Source organism: Natrialba sp. PRR66, from assembly GCF_034808065.1.
Classification (GTDB): Archaea; Halobacteriota; Halobacteria; order Halobacteriales; family Natrialbaceae; genus Natrialba; species Natrialba aegyptia.
In genome coordinates this window covers 171,183-186,582 of the sequence record NZ_JAXHGN010000003.1, presented here as the reverse complement: position 1 = coordinate 186,582, position 15,400 = coordinate 171,183, and the positions used below count along the sequence as shown (strand labels likewise).

Annotated in this window: 14 protein-coding genes; 7 read left to right on the top strand and 7 right to left on the bottom strand. The window is 64.0% G+C overall.

The window, feature by feature from the left end; genetic code table 11:
* Positions 1–44: 44 nt before the first annotated feature.
* Complete coding sequence (locus SM755_RS11370) at positions 45–1,661, bottom strand: ABC transporter substrate-binding protein (RefSeq protein ID WP_323172757.1); 1,617 nt, start codon at positions 1,659–1,661, stop codon at positions 45–47.
* Between the two features lie 607 nt (positions 1,662–2,268).
* Between SM755_RS11370 and SM755_RS11365 the strand changes: the two genes are divergently transcribed.
* The 5 genes from SM755_RS11365 (at position 2,269) to SM755_RS11345 (ending at position 8,611) form a co-directional block, all read left to right on the top strand.
* Positions 2,269–2,688 (top strand): PPC domain-containing DNA-binding protein, encoded by a 420-nt coding sequence (locus SM755_RS11365; RefSeq protein ID WP_006826967.1) that lies wholly within the window; start codon positions 2,269–2,271, stop codon positions 2,686–2,688.
* Position 2,689: 1 nt separating this feature from the next.
* Positions 2,690–6,454, top strand: a complete 3,765-nt coding sequence (locus SM755_RS11360; RefSeq protein ID WP_323172756.1) for a DNA polymerase II large subunit — start codon at positions 2,690–2,692, stop codon at positions 6,452–6,454.
* A gap of 437 nt (positions 6,455–6,891) precedes the next feature.
* On the top strand, positions 6,892–7,104 hold the full coding sequence (locus SM755_RS11355) for a hypothetical protein (RefSeq protein ID WP_006826969.1): 213 nt from the start codon (positions 6,892–6,894) through the stop codon (positions 7,102–7,104).
* 262 nt (positions 7,105–7,366) lie between these two features.
* Positions 7,367–7,666, top strand: a complete 300-nt coding sequence (locus SM755_RS11350) for a small CPxCG-related zinc finger protein (protein ID WP_006665294.1) — start codon at positions 7,367–7,369, stop codon at positions 7,664–7,666.
* A gap of 39 nt (positions 7,667–7,705) precedes the next feature.
* Positions 7,706–8,611: a 2-dehydropantoate 2-reductase gene (locus tag SM755_RS11345; RefSeq protein WP_323172755.1), complete on the top strand. Its 906-nt coding sequence runs from the start codon at positions 7,706–7,708 to the stop codon at positions 8,609–8,611.
* Positions 8,612–8,725: 114 nt separating this feature from the next.
* Here the strand turns inward: SM755_RS11345 and SM755_RS11340 are convergent, their stop codons facing one another.
* Complete coding sequence (locus SM755_RS11340) at positions 8,726–9,085, bottom strand: NifU family protein (protein ID WP_006665296.1); 360 nt, start codon at positions 9,083–9,085, stop codon at positions 8,726–8,728.
* A 59-nt stretch (positions 9,086–9,144) separates the two neighbouring features.
* The gene (locus SM755_RS11335) at positions 9,145–9,474 is read right to left on the bottom strand and encodes a DUF5783 family protein (protein WP_006665297.1); all 330 of its coding nucleotides are present in this window, start codon (positions 9,472–9,474) and stop codon (positions 9,145–9,147) included.
* A gap of 176 nt (positions 9,475–9,650) precedes the next feature.
* On the opposite strand from SM755_RS11335, the gene SM755_RS11330 reads away from it, so the two are divergent.
* Together SM755_RS11330 and SM755_RS11325 are read left to right on the top strand one after the other, a co-directional pair.
* Positions 9,651–10,040 carry a hypothetical protein gene (locus SM755_RS11330; RefSeq protein ID WP_323172754.1) on the top strand — a complete coding sequence of 130 codons (390 nt, stop codon included), beginning with the start codon at positions 9,651–9,653 and terminating at the stop codon, positions 10,038–10,040.
* 178 nt (positions 10,041–10,218) lie between these two features.
* Positions 10,219–10,980 (top strand): PHP-associated domain-containing protein, encoded by a 762-nt coding sequence (locus SM755_RS11325; protein WP_323172753.1) that lies wholly within the window; start codon positions 10,219–10,221, stop codon positions 10,978–10,980.
* Here the strand turns inward: SM755_RS11325 and SM755_RS11320 are convergent.
* From SM755_RS11320 to hemC, 4 genes are all read right to left on the bottom strand, one after another.
* Positions 10,972–12,546, bottom strand: coding sequence for a DHH family phosphoesterase (locus SM755_RS11320; protein ID WP_323172752.1), 1,575 nt, complete (start codon positions 12,544–12,546; stop codon positions 10,972–10,974). The genes SM755_RS11325 and SM755_RS11320 overlap by 9 nt on opposite strands.
* Before the next feature lie 79 nt (positions 12,547–12,625).
* Complete coding sequence (locus SM755_RS11315; RefSeq protein WP_323172751.1) at positions 12,626–13,399, bottom strand: uroporphyrinogen-III synthase; 774 nt, start codon at positions 13,397–13,399, stop codon at positions 12,626–12,628.
* The gene (gene cobA, locus SM755_RS11310; RefSeq protein WP_323172750.1) at positions 13,396–14,235 is read right to left on the bottom strand and encodes a uroporphyrinogen-III C-methyltransferase; all 840 of its coding nucleotides are present in this window, start codon (positions 14,233–14,235) and stop codon (positions 13,396–13,398) included. The genes SM755_RS11315 and cobA overlap by 4 nt, the downstream gene beginning before the upstream one ends.
* The gene (hemC, locus tag SM755_RS11305; RefSeq protein ID WP_323172749.1) at positions 14,236–15,372 is read right to left on the bottom strand and encodes a hydroxymethylbilane synthase; all 1,137 of its coding nucleotides are present in this window, start codon (positions 15,370–15,372) and stop codon (positions 14,236–14,238) included. It abuts the gene before it with no gap.
* Positions 15,373–15,400: the final 28 nt, after the last annotated feature.

Sequence of the window (15,400 nt, the reverse complement as noted above, 5' to 3'; positions counted from 1 at the left end):
CTCGATTCTCGCGACCCGCGAGTTCGCGCTCGTCGCCGAGCGCGTCAGTTGTCGGTCCAGACGTTTCCGTACTCGGAGACGACGCGTGGGTTCTGCTGGACCATCGGGTGTGCGTGCAGATCCTTGACGTAATCGCGCGAGGCCATGGTGTTGTGGAACGAGTACGCCGGCAACGACGGCAGTTCCTCGAGGATCTCGACCATGACTCCCTCGTAGAGGGCGTAGCGTTCCTCCTGATCGGCGAGTTCGCGCGCCTCGGCGATGTCGTCGTGGAAGGAGTCGCTTCCCTCGTAAAAGTGCGCCTGGTTAATGCCCGTTTGGCTCTCGTGATAGAGGTTGTACAGGTACGCGTCGGGGTCCGGGCCGCCGGTCCAGCCGAGGAGGTATGCCTGGAAGTCGTCCGGGCTGGGTTCCTCGTTGTAGACGGTCCGGTCGAGCAGCGTCCCGAAGTCGAGCGTTTCGGCTTGCGCGCCGTCGTACCCGATCTCGTTGAGTCGCGTGACGATCCGCTCCGCCAGGTCGCCGCGGTGGTCTCCCGGCGCGACGATCGTCGGACTCCAGTCGTCGTCGACCGCGCCGTTGAGCAACTCCTCGGCCTGATCCGGATCGTACCCCGGATAGTACTCTTCCTGCCAGTCGTCGAGCGGGAAGTCCCACTGCTCGTTGGTGATCGGCGGGATCGGCGCGGACAACGGCTGTGCCACGTTCGGCAGCCGCGACTCGACGAAGTCCGTCATCGAAAAGGTGTGACAGATCCCCCGCCGCACGTCGGGGTCGCTCGTCGGCGCGTCGTCGCGACAGTTAAAGGTCAGGTGCATGTACGACGGGCTCTCGCTGATGTGGACGCGAATGCCGTCGTCGTCCTCGAGTTCGCTCCAGTCGTCGTTCGGCACGTCGGCGATCGCGTCGGTGTCGCCGGCCCGGATCTCGCCGATTCGGCTCGCCGCGTCGACGTTGTCGACGAACGTGATCTCCTGGAGGTACGGCTGTGGCTCGTCCCAGTAGTCCTCGTTTCGTTCGAGCGTGACGTACTCGTTGAACTCGAAGTCGCTAAAGACGAACGGGCCCGAACCGACCGGGTTCGTGTTGAACTCTTCGCGGTCGGATTCGCTTTCGCGTTCGCTTTCGGGGACGACCGAGATCGCCATCGTCTGGAGTTCCCACGGCCCGTACGGGTAGGCGAGGTCGACCTGCACCTGGTAGTCGTCGATGACCTCCGCGGAGTCGACCATCTCGTACTGGGCCAGGTTGACGCTGTCTTCTTCCTGGAAGGCCATGAACGAGTGGGCCACGTCGCTGGCGGTGAGTTCCTCACCGTTGTGGAACTCGATGCCCTCGTTGATCTCGTAGAGATAGCGCGTGCCGTCGCGCTCGACGTCGGGCATGTCCGTGGCGACTTTCGGCTCGAGTCCGAGTCCGTCGTCCCACTCGTAGAGGCCGTCGAACACCAGATTCGAGACCTGGACGCTGTAGGCGTCGTTGGAGTGGATCGGATCGAAGTCCTCGTCTCGCTCCAGTTCCTGGGTATATTCGATCGTACTCTGGCGTGCGGCTTCCTCGTCGTCCGGCTCTTCCCGCTCGTAATCATAATCCGACGGATCGATGAGCTCGTCTCCGTCGTCGTCATCGCCATCCCCCCCGATGCACCCTGCGAGTGCCACCGCTGATGCCGCCGTTCCCGATGCGAGAACCCGGCGCCGGGTGACATATGGTGACTTCCGTACCATCCTCTCGAGATACTCTGTCATCGACTCTTTGTTATCCTCACCCAAACCGGACGAATAACGACGATACTCTCGATCCACCTGCCGTAATGGGCTTTTACACGTCTTTTAGTGCGCTCTGATAACCAGTATTGTCGAGCGTCGGATGAATGTGGACATCTCCGCCGCTCCGGCGGACGGTTGTCCATTCGACCCGCGTTCATATGTTGGATAGAAGTCAATACGAAGTTAGTCGCGAATCCGCGGCCGTTGCGCAACCCGTCGGTTTGCGATGCCCAGCAGAACGCATGCGTTCTGCGGATGCCTCCACCGGCGACGGCCCCAGCGGAGCGACCACTCTTCACGTCGTTCTGTCCGACAGTATCAGCTGTGGCGATCGTTTTACAGCGGGTCCACCGACCGGTCGAACCGCCCGACACAGAGCGCCGAAACGGACGGTACAGGCCAGGACCATCCGACAGACGGCACCGCTTCGTACGGCGGACTACCGGTTCAGTTAGCAGGAACAGTGATCTTTTTCCATCGGCACATACAGTATCGCCGTATGAACTACCGAGCCGTCGACACCGCAGCCGAGTACGTCGCGCGCCTCGACACCGGCGCGGACTGGCGCGCCGAAATCGAGGCCCTCGCGGATGATGTCGAGGCCGACGCCGCCTGGTTTACCGCCCTCGGTGCCGTCCAGGACGCCGAACTCTGGTTCTACGACCAGGACGAGTGCGAGTACTATCCGATCGAGTTCGACGAGCCCCTCGAAGTCGCGAGCTGCGTCGGTAACGTCTCTCTGCTCGAGGGTGAGCGCTTCGCCCACACCCACGCCGTCCTCTCCGATCCCGACGGCACCACCTACGCCGGCCACCTGAACGAAGCCACCGTCTGGGCCGGCGAGGTCCACATGCGCGTCTTCGAGGACGAACTCGTCCGCGAGTACGACGACACTACTGAACTCGACCTCTGGCTCTGAAATGCGCGCGGAAGACGAACAGTACTTCGACCGACTCGAATCCCAGCTCGACGAGGCGTTCGACGTCGCCGAACGCGCCAAGCAACGCGGCGGCGATCCCGAACCCGAAGTCGAAATCCCGACCGCCAGAGACATGGCCGACCGCGTCGAGAACATCCTCGGCATCGACGGCGTCGCCGACCGCGTTCGTGAACTCGAAGGCGAGATGAGTCGCGAGGAAGCCGCACTCGAACTCGCGGAGGACTTCGCGGAGGGTCGCGTCGGCGACTACGAGACGAAAGCCGGCAAGATCGAGGGGGCGGTCCGGACGGCGGTTGCCCTGTTGACCGAGGGTGTCGTCGCGGCTCCGATCGAGGGCATCGATCGGGTCGAAATACTGCCGAACGACGACGGCACCGAGTTCGTCAACGTCTACTACGCCGGGCCGATCCGCTCGGCTGGCGGGACGGCACAGGCGCTTTCGGTGCTCGTCGCCGACTATACGCGCGCGCTCGTCGGCATCGACCAGTACGATACTCGTGAGGAGGAAGTCGAACGCTACGCAGAGGAGATCGCCCTCTACCACAAGGAGACCGGTCTGCAGTACTGTCCGAAGGACAAGGAGGCGAAGTTCATCGCAAAGCACCTCCCGATCATGTTAGACGGGGAGGCGACGGGCGACGAGGAGGTCTCCGGCTTTCGCGATCTAGAACGGGTCGATACCAACAGCGCTCGCGGCGGCATGTGTCTCGTTCTGGGCGAGGGGATCGCGCTCAAGGCACCGAAGATCCAGCGCTACACGCGAAACCTCGACGAGATCGACTGGCCGTGGCTCCAGGATCTCATCGACGGCAATTACGCGGCTACGAGCGACGACGCCGACGCGGGCACCGAAGACGAAGCCGGCGATGAGGACGAGAGTGAGATCGGGGCTGACGGCGCGACGGACGACGACGCCGCCAAAGACGACGAGGAAGTCCCAGCGAACGCCGACGGGGACGAATCGGCTGACACGGACGATCCAGCGGGCCCTCCGCGGGTCGGCGAATCGAAGAAGTTCCTTCGGGACCTGATCGCCGGCCGCCCCGTCTTCTCCCACCCCTGCGCGAAAGGTGGCTTTCGCCTTCGATACGGCCGCTCGCGCAACCACGGCTTCGCGACCGCCGGCGTCCACCCCGCCGCGATGCACCTCGTCGACGACTTCCTCGCGACCGGGACGCAGATCAAGACCGAACGGCCCGGCAAGGCCGCCGGCGTCGTCCCCGTCGACTCCATCGAAGGACCGACCGTGAAACTCGCAAACGGCGATGTCCGCCAGATCGACGATCCGGCGGCGGCCAAGGAGATCAGAAACGGCGTCGAGAAGATCCTCGATCTCGGCGAATACCTCGTCAACTACGGCGAGTTCATCGAGAACAACCACCCGCTCGCACCCGCCTCCTATACGCCCGAGTGGTGGATTCAGGACCTCGAAGCCGCCGGCGCGGACGTACAGGCGCTCGAGGACGATCCGCGTGTCGATCTCGAGCATCCCGATCCTGAGGAGGCCCTCGCGTGGGCCACCGACTTCGACGCGCCGTTACATCCCGAGTACACGTATCTCTGGCACGATCTCGCCGTCGCGGATTTCTGTACGCTCGCGAAAGCGGTGGCAGCGGGGCGAGTCGAGAGCGAGGGCGACGCTGGGGCTGGCGGGAACGACGACAGCAACGACACCGACACCGACACCGACGACACGCTCGTCCTCGAGTTCAGCGACGCCGTTTGCGACGCGCTCGAGACGATCGTCATCGAACACCGCCAGCGCGAGGACCGGATCGAGATCGACGACTGGCGGCCGCTCGCGCGATCGCTCGGCTGCGAGATCCGTCGGACGGCGACCGATGGGGCCTCGCGGTCGGCGGCGAGCGGCGATGGGCCGGCCACTGATCCGGCGACGGCCGAGACGGACGCCGCGACCGCGATCGAACTCGAACGCACCTGGACCGACGCCGACCTTTCAGAGCGCGCGCGGACCTGGAGTCACGAGGACGAACCCGACGGCGCGAACGCTATCGAGGCGGTCAACGAGGTCGCTCCCATCAAAATTCGCGAGCGCGCGCCGACCCGGATCGGCAACCGGATGGGCCGCCCAGAGAAGTCAGAGCGCCGAGACCTGAGCCCGCCGGTCCACACCCTGTTTCCGATCGGCGAGGCCGGCGGCGCACAGCGAAACGTCGCCGACGCGGCCAAACACGCCGAGACGATGTCGGATACGCCCGGCGTCGTCGAGCTTCGGATCGGCCGCCAGCAGTGTCCGAACTGCGGCACGGAGACGTTCAAGAACCGCTGTCCGGACTGTGAGACCCGGACCGAACCCGACTACCGCTGTCCGGATTGCGACCAATCGCTCGAGCCCGACGATGCGGGTCGCGTCGAGTGCGACCGCTGTGAGGTCGACGGCACCTGCGTCGAACCTCGCGAGATCGACATCAACGACGAGTTCAGAAGTGCTCTCGAAGCCGTCGGCGAGCGCGAGAACGCCTTCGAGATCCTCAAGGGCGTCAAGGGACTCACCTCGTCAACCAAGATCCCAGAACCCATCGAGAAGGGGATTCTCCGGGCCAAACACGACGTGTCGGCGTTCAAGGACGGCACCGTCCGCTACGACATGACCGACCTCCCGGTCACGTCCGTCCGCGCGAGCGAACTCGACATCGATGTCGGGCAACTGCAGGCGCTTGGGTACACGGAGGACGTCCACGGCGACCCGCTCACGCACGAGGACCAACTGGTCGAACTCAACGTCCAGGATATCGTCCTCTCCGACGGCGCGGCCGAGCATATGCTCCAGACCGCCGACTTCATCGACGACCTCTTAGAGCAGTACTACGGTCTCGAACCGTTTTACGAACTCGAGGACCGCGACGAACTCGTCGGCGAACTCGTATTCGGCATGGCACCCCACACGAGTGCCGCGACTGTCGGAAGAGTGATCGGATTCACGAGCGCCGCAGTTGGATACGCACACCCGTACTTTCACGCCGCGAAACGGCGCAATTGTGACGGGGACGAGGACTGCGTCATGCTTCTCATGGACGGACTGCTCAACTTCAGTCGGAGTTTCCTTCCCGACAAGCGCGGCGGGCGCATGGACGCCCCCCTCGTCATGTCCTCGCGCATCGATCCCGCCGAGATCGACGACGAAGCCCACAACATGGACATCGTCTCGCAGTACCCCCGCGAGTTCTACCTTGCGACGCTGGAGCAGGCCGATCCCGAGTCGGTCGATATCCGGATCGGCGAGGACACGCTGGGGACCGACGGGGAGTACACCGGCTTCTCCCACACTCACGACACGTCGAACATCGCGATGGGGCCCGACCTCTCGGCGTACAAGACCCTGGGCTCGATGATGGACAAGATGGACGCCCAACTCGAACTCTCGCGGAAACTAGCGGCCGTCGACGAAACCGACGTTGCAGAGCGGGTTATCGAGTATCATTTCCTGCCGGACCTGATCGGAAACCTGCGGGCGTTCTCTCGCCAGGAGACGCGCTGTCTCGACTGCGGCGAGAAGTTCCGCCGGATGCCCCTGACCGGAGACTGTCGTGAGTGCGGTGGCCGGGTCAACCTCACCGTTCACGAAGGGTCGGTCAACAAGTACATGCAGACGGCGATCCAGGTCGCGGAGGAGTACGACTGCCGCGATTATACGAAACAGCGTCTGGAGGTCCTCGAGAAGTCACTCGAGAGTGTTTTCGAGAACGACAAGAACAAACAGTCGGGTATCGAGGACTTCATGTAGCCGGTCGCAAACCACGCCTCTCACCCTTACACCCTCTCACACCCTCTCACCCTTACACCCTCTCACTCTCGAACTCGTGTTCCTCGAAATACCCGCTGTATTGTGGTAGTATTCACAGTTCGTCTAGCGGTCGTGCGCAACTGAAATCCGAAACCGCGGCAGATAGTGGGAACTGAGTGAGGAGACAGAGACACTTTTCGCGGCAATCCCATGCCAACTGGAGCGTGTGGGTCTTCACCCACGCGTAGAAGGACGTGTGCAGTTTGCTGAACGCCATGAACTCATACGAAAGCGAATCGTAGTAGTCGATAGTAGTGCGGTTCGTTATTCGGAACGGGGTCTCGAACACCCGCTACGTACCGGTCGTACAGTATCAGACAGCGTTGCTTCAAAGAGAGTGACAGAAACACTATACCTAAATGGCGTATATTCCGACTATGGTCCCCAACGAAACGGCCGATGAACCCCCTTACCTCGGCAACGTCTTATTCCTCGTCGGTGCCTTCTTCATCGCTGGAATAGCAACGCTCACGGTCGTATCTATCGTAGGTATTGAGGGAATAGTCGCATACGCGATTGCAACAATGGCATTCGTCGCTGCATTCATCGGCCTGCTACTGTTCTATAACTCCTATTACCTCGCCGATTGACGGCCAATAAGCATCCCTTCTTCCCGAACCTCCGTTTTCGATTTCAGCACCGAGACTGCACACCGAAATCGCGCTACTACCTACTGCGATACCGAAGACCAAGCGATTATTTCTGACGTGCCCGTCTTCGGCCACCTATTTTGTATCGCTATAATTGGTTTATGTCGAACGCCCCCTGAGACGAGTATTTCTCGTAAACCGGATATTCAGGACGTCTTCGTACGGAACTGGGTTTATACGCCTCCGAGTGGTAGCAACCCACATGAGTGAGGAACAACAAAATCCTCGGCTCGGCTTCGGTACCACCGTCTACAGCGAAGATGGATCCCCCGTCGGTCGCATTCGCGGCTTCGACGAGGAGGGGTTCTACGTGACGATTCGAGACGGTATCGAGGGGCTGAGCATTGAACACGTCCGCTCCGGCCACGAGTTCGGCGAGGCCCATCTGATGTGGCGCTGTCTCGAGTGCGGAGCGATGGACGAACTCGACAGCGAACTGCCGGAGCGGTGTCCATCCTGTGGCACCGAGCGCGAGGACCTGTACTACTGGACCGAGGACTGAGACGAGCGTTTTTATCGCGTCCGGTGCGCTACAGACGGTATGGAGATCGTGGTCTTCGGGGCCGGGAGCCTCGGCAGTCTCGTCGGTGGACTCCTTGCACAGCCTGGTGCACACGAGGTGACGCTCGTCGCCCGCGACCCACACGCGAGCGCGGTACGGACGGACGGCCTGCAACTCGCGGGCGAGTTCAGCGAGACCGTCGCTCCCGCCGCGGTCACGGACGGAACCGAACTCACAGCTGAACTCGCGGTCGTGACGGTCAAATCCTTCGACACGGCAGCGGCTGCTGATGCACTCTCGACCGGCTCGTTCGACGCCGTGCTCTCGCTCCAAAACGGGATGGGAAACGAGGCGACGCTCGCGGGCCGGCTTGACGTTCCAGTTCTGGCCGGAACGGCAACCTACGGGGCGCTATTGCGTGAGCCCGGCGTCGTCGAGTGCACCGGACTGGGCGAGGTTATCCTTGGCCCGCGATCGGGTGGATCGACCCCACTTGCCGACCGAATCGGCGAGGCGTTCGCGCTGAGCCCGCTCGAAACGACCGTCGCGAGCGATATGCCGACCCGACTCTGGCGGAAACTCGCTGTTAACGCCGGTATCAATCCGCTAACGGCGCTCACCGGAACGAAAAACGAGGCCGTGCTCGCCGATCCTGCTACTGAACTCGCACGCGCAGCCACCCGGGAAACAGCCCACGTTGCCCGGGCTGACGGCGTTTCCCTCTCGGACGAGACGGCCGTCGAGACGATGACTCGCGTGGCACGACGGACCGCGCTGAACTCGTCTTCGATGGCGCAGGATGTCCGTGCGGGCCGGCGGACGGAAATCGATGCGATCAACGGCTATGTGGTCGAGCGCGCCGACGAACTGGGCGTTTCGGTACCGACGAATCGGACGCTCACTGCGTTGCTTGAAACGTGGGAGCACGGGTGTGGGCTTCGATAGAAGGCGATAGAAGGCGATAGAAGGATCGGAGAGACTCTATGGATGAAAAGCGACCCGCAGCAACGGTGAGAACGGGCAATACGCTTGCGGCACGCAGAAACCGGTCGTGACCGATTAGAACGGCGCTTCGGGACCTTCGTCGGCCTCGCCGTCGTCATCGACGGTTTCGCCGGGGAACGACGGGCTCATGCCACCGCCCATGTCGTCGCCACCGCCCATTCCGGTCTGGGCGTTGACCTGCTCAATTTCGGGGATCTCTTTGACCATCCGGCTCTTGATCGCCTGGATCGTCATCGGCGAGATACCGCAGCCACTGCAGGCACCGCCGAGGGCGATCGAGACTTCACCCGTTTCACGGTCGAGGTCCTGAATCGCCGCACTCCCGCCGTGCATCTGGATCTGTGGGAAGTTTCGTCGCAGGAAGTTCGCGACACGGTCTTCGAGGTCGTCTCCGCCTTGGGTTTCGGTACTCATATCTCGCCGTTAGGGCTGAGCCTCCCTAAACCTTCCGTCGGTCCCCATCGTCGCGCCGCTCAGGCAAATCCGAAGACGCGTTCGAGTTCGGTTTCGATGGCATCGACGTGGCTGTCTAGAACGTCTTCGAATCGGTCCCGTTCGACGATAGTGCCGGTAAGTCGGTCGTAGGGGTCGTCGGGGAGTTCGACGCGGAACTCGCCGTCGCCCTCGTAGAAGGGTTCGCTTTCGTTTAACACCTGCTGGTCGATTGCGTGGACGAGTTCGGAGTCGTAGCGGTCGTTCATTCGGTTGAACGCGTTCTTGTAGGCTTGCTGGAGTTCGGGAAAGTAGTTCGCATACTTGTCCTCGAACTTTTCGGGGTCGAACTCGGTGTTCGTGTCTGCCATATCGTATCCGAACGCGAGTGAGGACAAAAGTCGGACGGTTGTCCCGGGTCGGTATTCGCGATGGTCGTTGTGACGAAGACTATACTCTCAGCGGTTGATATTGTAGGCGGTCCCTAGAAGGCGGCGTGCGTACGCAAGCGGAACGAACTCCTTATTCAGTGGCGATACTGTCGACTATGCCACTGGATACGCACCCCATTCCTTGGGAGAAACTCCCGCCGGACTGGGGGCCGACCGAGTACGGTGACGGTCGGTTTGTGTACCATCACGGCCAGTCGTCGATCGTGTTGGTGGCTAATCGGACGGAAGCGGCGCAGTCTCATCCTGGCTTTGGACTCTGTGGGTACTGGGAACTTCGCTATCGGTACTTGCTCGGTGATAGTACGGTTTCCGAGGCGATTGCTCGTGTCTCGAACCGGAGTGCTGCAGTCAGCGGCTTGCTCAAGTGTATGCATCGAGTTCACGACTCGGTCGAGCGGCCGTCGGACCCGATCGAAGTGATGGAGACGCTGGGCAAGATCTCGTTTTCGGATTTCGTCCCGGAGAACCGGTCGCCATCGGGCTGATTGTGCGTGACGGCTCGGGTACGGTGTAACCGCTGACCGCCGACTCTGAGTCGTATCAGCAGGGAACCTTCATCTCATAAACTCCATATTGCGATATAGAATCCGGATACAGTCGATCCTGCTCGCAACCGAGCGTTTAAGCTTCTATCGACAGTACACGTGTGCATCCCCGGTCCTCATGACAGCGCCGATTCCCTTCACGATCGACTTTCACGTTCACTCGGACGACTCCTACGACGGCCACGAGCCGGTCGAACTCATTCTCGAACACGCTGCCGACATCGATCTCGACGGCGTTGTTATTACCGACCACGACGAGATCGGCGAATCGCGCCGCGCCGCCGCGCTTGCTCCCGAGTACGGGCTGCTCGGGATTCCAGGCGTCGAGGTGTCGACGCGACACGGCCATCTGCTCGCAATCGGTGTCGACGAACGCCCCGACCCTGGCCAGCCGTTCATGGACACTGTCGCCGCCGTTCGAGAACTCGGCGGCATCGCGATTGTCCCACACCCGTTCCAGCGAAGTCGCCACGGTGTTCGCAAACGCCGCATCCGGGATGCAGATGCGATCGAGACCTACAACTCGATGCTCTTTACCGGCTACCGGAATCGCCGCGCGCGGACGTTCGCTCGCCGGCGTGAGTATCCCGAAATCGGCGCGAGTGACGCACACTACCTGCCAAACGTCGGGAAGGCGTACACTGAGGTACGCGTGACGCCCGAGACGGACAACGGAACGCCGACGAAGGCCGATATTGACGGTGATGACCTCGTCCAGGCCATTCTCGAGGGCCGGACACAGATTCGAGGGAAGCGAACGCCGATCCACAAGAGTTCGGTGCAGTACGCCAAGGGAGCGGTTCGGAAGTCGGCGTTCGTACTGACCTCGCACGCGCCGCTCGTGCCGACGGTTCCGGCGTCGATGGAGCGGTCAGGATAGCTGGTCGCCGACGAGTTCGTCGGCGCGGTCGACGAACGCCCGTTCTTCGCCCTTCGGGACGGTTGCGCCGGCCGCCACGTTGTGGCCGCCGCCGTCGCCGCCGACGGCCCGTGCGGCCTGGCTCATGACGGCCGAGAGGTCGAGTCCCTGGCGGGTCAGGCTGTGCGTGGCGCGGGCCGAGACTTTGACGTCCTGGGTTTGCTCGTGCTTTTCCGAATCGTTCTTATCTGGCGCATCCGAGCCTGCCTCGTCGCGTTTGTCGGCGAAGGCGATGATCGGCTTGGAGCGGCTGATGCCCGCGTTGCCCATCGCCATCCCGGCGACGATGCCGACGATGGTTTCGCGGATGCGATCCTCCGCGTGGAACCACTGGACGTTGTCCGCGTGGGTGACGCCCTCCTCGGTGACGAGTTCGATGCCGTTCGAGAGGTTTCGCCGGTGGTCTCGCAGGAGGGTGCGGGCTCGGTCCAGGGCCTCGTCACGGTCGCCGAGACAGACGCCGAGGCCGACGTCGGCGCGGTCGTAGCGCGCGGTCGCGTTGAGCAGCGTCGAGAACTCGCTGGCGTCGCGGAGTTCGGTGCCGACGGGTTCTTCACTGAGGACGTAGGCGGTGCCGACGAGTTGGTCGATTTTCGAGGCGGGGACGCCGCGGGAGACGGCGCGTTTGACGAGGGCGCTGGCGACGGTTTGCTTTTCGTCGCCGGAGAGTTCCGCCCAGCGCCGCCAGTTGCCGTCGCTGGTGCTGGTGCTGGTGCTGGTGCTGGTACCGGTGTTGTCCCCGCCACCCGTCCGTTTCAACTCGAGATCGAGGTCATCGAGAAACGAAAGCGCACCGCGTTCGCTGCCCGAAATCCCGGGGATGCGGACATCGGTGGCATACTCGAGGAGTTTCGGGAGCGGGCGGGTTTGTTTGCCGTAGAGTGCGAGATCCGTGCTGGTTTCGATGACGCCGGCGTCGACGCCCTCGGCGACGATTCGTTCGTTCGCGCCGTAGAGTTCGCCGCCGGCGGCTTGCATATCGCCGACTGCGCCGACGACGGCGAGGGCTGCGAGGTCGCGGTTGTCGGCGCGGGCGGCGGCTGCGCCGCCGTCCGTCGTCATCGTCCGCTCCGCCGTTTGCCCCGAAACGTCCGCGAGCGCCCGTGCGAGAACGTAACTCGCGCCCGCGCCGGAGAGTTCAGATGCGCCGTCGATGCCGAACAGGAGCGGGTTGAGGTGATAGTGCGTTTCGCTGTCGGCCGGCTGGTGGTGGTCCGCGATGATAGGCGTGAACGCGCCCTCGTCCTCGTGGACGGTGATTTCGTCGAGCTGGCCGCTCCCGAAGTCCGTAAAGAGGACGGTGTCGTACTCGGTCGCCGCGATTGCGGCAATCGCGTCCGCGTCGAGTTGTTTCTCGAAGACGGTTTCGAAGGGAATACCCGCGCGCTCGAGCGCCTGCGAGGCAATCGCAGCGCTCGTCAGTCCGTCGGCGTCGATATGGGAGGCAAGCAGGACGCGGTCGGCGTCGGCGAGTCGCCGTGCGCACGCAGTCGCGCGTTCCTCGAGTTCGGGGATCGGGCCAGCCATCGGTCGACTGTGGGTCGGCTTCGGGGATAAACCTGCGGTCCTCGGCTCGCAGCGGGGGCCGTGTCGTGCTCGTGGGCGGTCAGTCGCGATTCCGTTCGGTCACCGCGTCGACCGTCTCGCTGGCCAGCGTTTCGAAGGTTGCTTCGCTCGCGACGAGATCGACGGCGAGGCCGTGCTCCGCTGCGGTTTCTCGGGTCGGCTCGCCGATGACGCCGACGACGGCTTCCTCGAGTCCCGCGAGTGCCTCCTCGCGAACGCCCCGTTCCGCGGCGGCCTCGAGGAAGTGCGCGACGGTCAGCGACGAGGTGAAACAGGCCCCATCGAGTTCACCCGCGGCGGCCGCGGCGGTCGACGCGCCGCTGCCCTCCGGGCGGACCAGCCGGTAGAGGACGGTTTCGTGGCAGTACGCGCCCGCGCTCTCGAAGCCCTCGAGCAGCACGTCGCTGCCGTGATCGCTGCGGGCGACCTCGACGCGCGCGCCGTCGATCTCCGCGGCGAGTTCGGCGACGAGGCCGCTCGAGGTGAACTCGTCGGGGACGCGATCCACCGCGTAGCCTGCCTCGCGGAGCGCGTCGGCCGTCGCGGAGCCGATCGCACAGACGGTCGCGTCGCCGGGGTTCCAGCCCGCGTCGGCGACGAGTTCGGCTCCGGTCTTGCTCGTGAGGACGGCGTAGTCGGCGTCGGTTCGCGGGACGGCGTCGGTCGGTTCGACGGCGAGCATCGGGTCCGGAAGCGGTCTGACGCCGAGGGATTCGAGGCGGTCGGCCGCCGCCGCGAGGCGTTCGTCGTCAGGGCGGAAGACGGCGACGGTCGGTGTCTGTGTCTCCGTTTCCAGCGGTGTGGCGTCGCTCATCGGTTTCCTCCAGTCTCCTCATCGGCTGTCTCCCTGTACTCGTTCCGGATGAACTCGACGACCGACTCGCGGGTGCCCGCAACGTCGCCGATCACGGTCACGGCCGGCGGCGAGATATCTTTCTCATCGCGCACGTCGACGATGGTTTCGAGCGTTCCCGTGGCCACTCGCTGTCCGGGCCAGGTGCCGCGTTCGACGAGCGCGACCGGCGTTTCGGGAGCCATGCCGGCCTCGAGCAGCGCGGTCGTATAATCGGGGAGCCGGCCGACGCCCATCAGGACGACGATGGTGCCGCCGGTCGCGGCCAGGGCATCCCAGTCGACGGACGACTCGGCCTTCGTCGGGTCCTCGTGACCGGTGACGAAGGAGACCGACGAGGCGTGGTCGCGGTGGGTGACCGGGATTCCGGCGACGGCGGGTGCCGCGATTGCGGAGGTGACAGCAGGGACGACCTCGAACGGGATCTCGTGGGCCGCGAGGTACTCGGCCTCCTCGCCGCCGCGGCCGAAGACGAACGAGTCGCCGCCCTTGAGCCGCACGACGGACTTGCCCTCGCGGGCGAGTTCGACCAGTCGCTCGTTGATCTCCGACTGGGGCGTGCGCTCGCCGTCGGCGCGCTTGCCGACGTCCTCGCGGCGGTCCTCGGGAAGCATTTCGATGATCTTCGGGCCCGGGAGCTTGTCGTGGAGGACGACGTCGGCCGATTCGAGGAGGCGTTTTGCCTTGACCGTGAGCAGGTCGGGATCGCCGGGGCCGCTGCCGACGAGGAAGACGGTGCCGGGCTCGGGTTCGAGTTCGTGCTCGGCGCCGGACTCGGATTCGGCCGTGCGCCCCATCTACTTCCCCTCCGGCTGGTCCTCCTGACTTGGCTCGGCGTCTCCGTCGGCGTCCTCGCGCGCCGTGTCGATCAACGCCGCAGCGCCCTGGTCGGCGAGGTCGGCGGCGAACTCGCGGGCTGCTTCGGCGTGGGTTTCGATCGGCAGGTCGCGGGTCGCCGTCACCGATTCCTCGCCGTCGCGGTCGAAGACGCTCACGCTCGTGTGGACGAACTCGCCCTGGACGATCGCGTAGATACCGATCGGGGCGATACAGCCGCCGCCGAGTTCGGCGAGGATGGTTCGCTCGACGGTTGTCTCGACGCGGCTGCGCGGGTGGTCGATCGCGGATTGGATCTCGCGTGCGGTTTCGCCGTCGGTCGCGGTGACGGCGAGTGCGCCCTGTCCCGGGGCGGGGACGAACGTCGACGTGGGGAGTTCCTGGGTGTCGACGTAGTGGGTGAGGCCGCTGCGTTCGAGGCCGGCCTGTGCGAGGACGATGGCGTCGTACTCGGTGTCGACCTCGCGGCCGAGGGCCTGCTTTTCGAGTTCGGAGAGGTCGTCGAACCAGTCGTCGACGGTGCGGTCGTACTCCGGTTCGAAGTCCTCGTTACCCGTATTTCCCTTCCGTTCTTTGTCGGCATCGCTACGTTCCTGGTGTTCGGCCTGCAGCGCGGGCGCGAGGAGTTTCTCGAGTCGGGTGTCGACGTTGCCGCGGAGCGGTTCGACGGTGAGGTCGGGCCGTTCGGACAGGAGTTGTGCGCGCCGGCGGAGACTCGAGGTACCGACCGTTGCACCGTCCGGGAGTTCCGCGAGGGAAGCGCCGTCGGGCGTGACGAGGAGGTCGCCCGGGCGGCCCCGTTCGGGGATGGCGGCGGTGACGAGTTCGTCGGGCTGTTCGGTCGGCATGTCTTTCATCGAATGGATCGCGCCGTCGAGGTCGCCGTCGAGGACCCGTTCGTCGAGTTCGCGGACGAAGGCACCGGTCTTGCCGAGGCGATGAATGAGTTCGTCTCGGATCTGGTCGCCGGTCGTTTCGACGGTCACGAGTTCGACCTCGTACCGGCGGTTCTCGAGGGCTTCTTTCACGAGTGCGGCCTGCCGCCGGGCGAGGGCCGATCCCCGTGTCGCCAGTCGCAACGTCCCACGCGTTCTCATAGGGAGTAGTCCTCGCCTGAGGTATGAA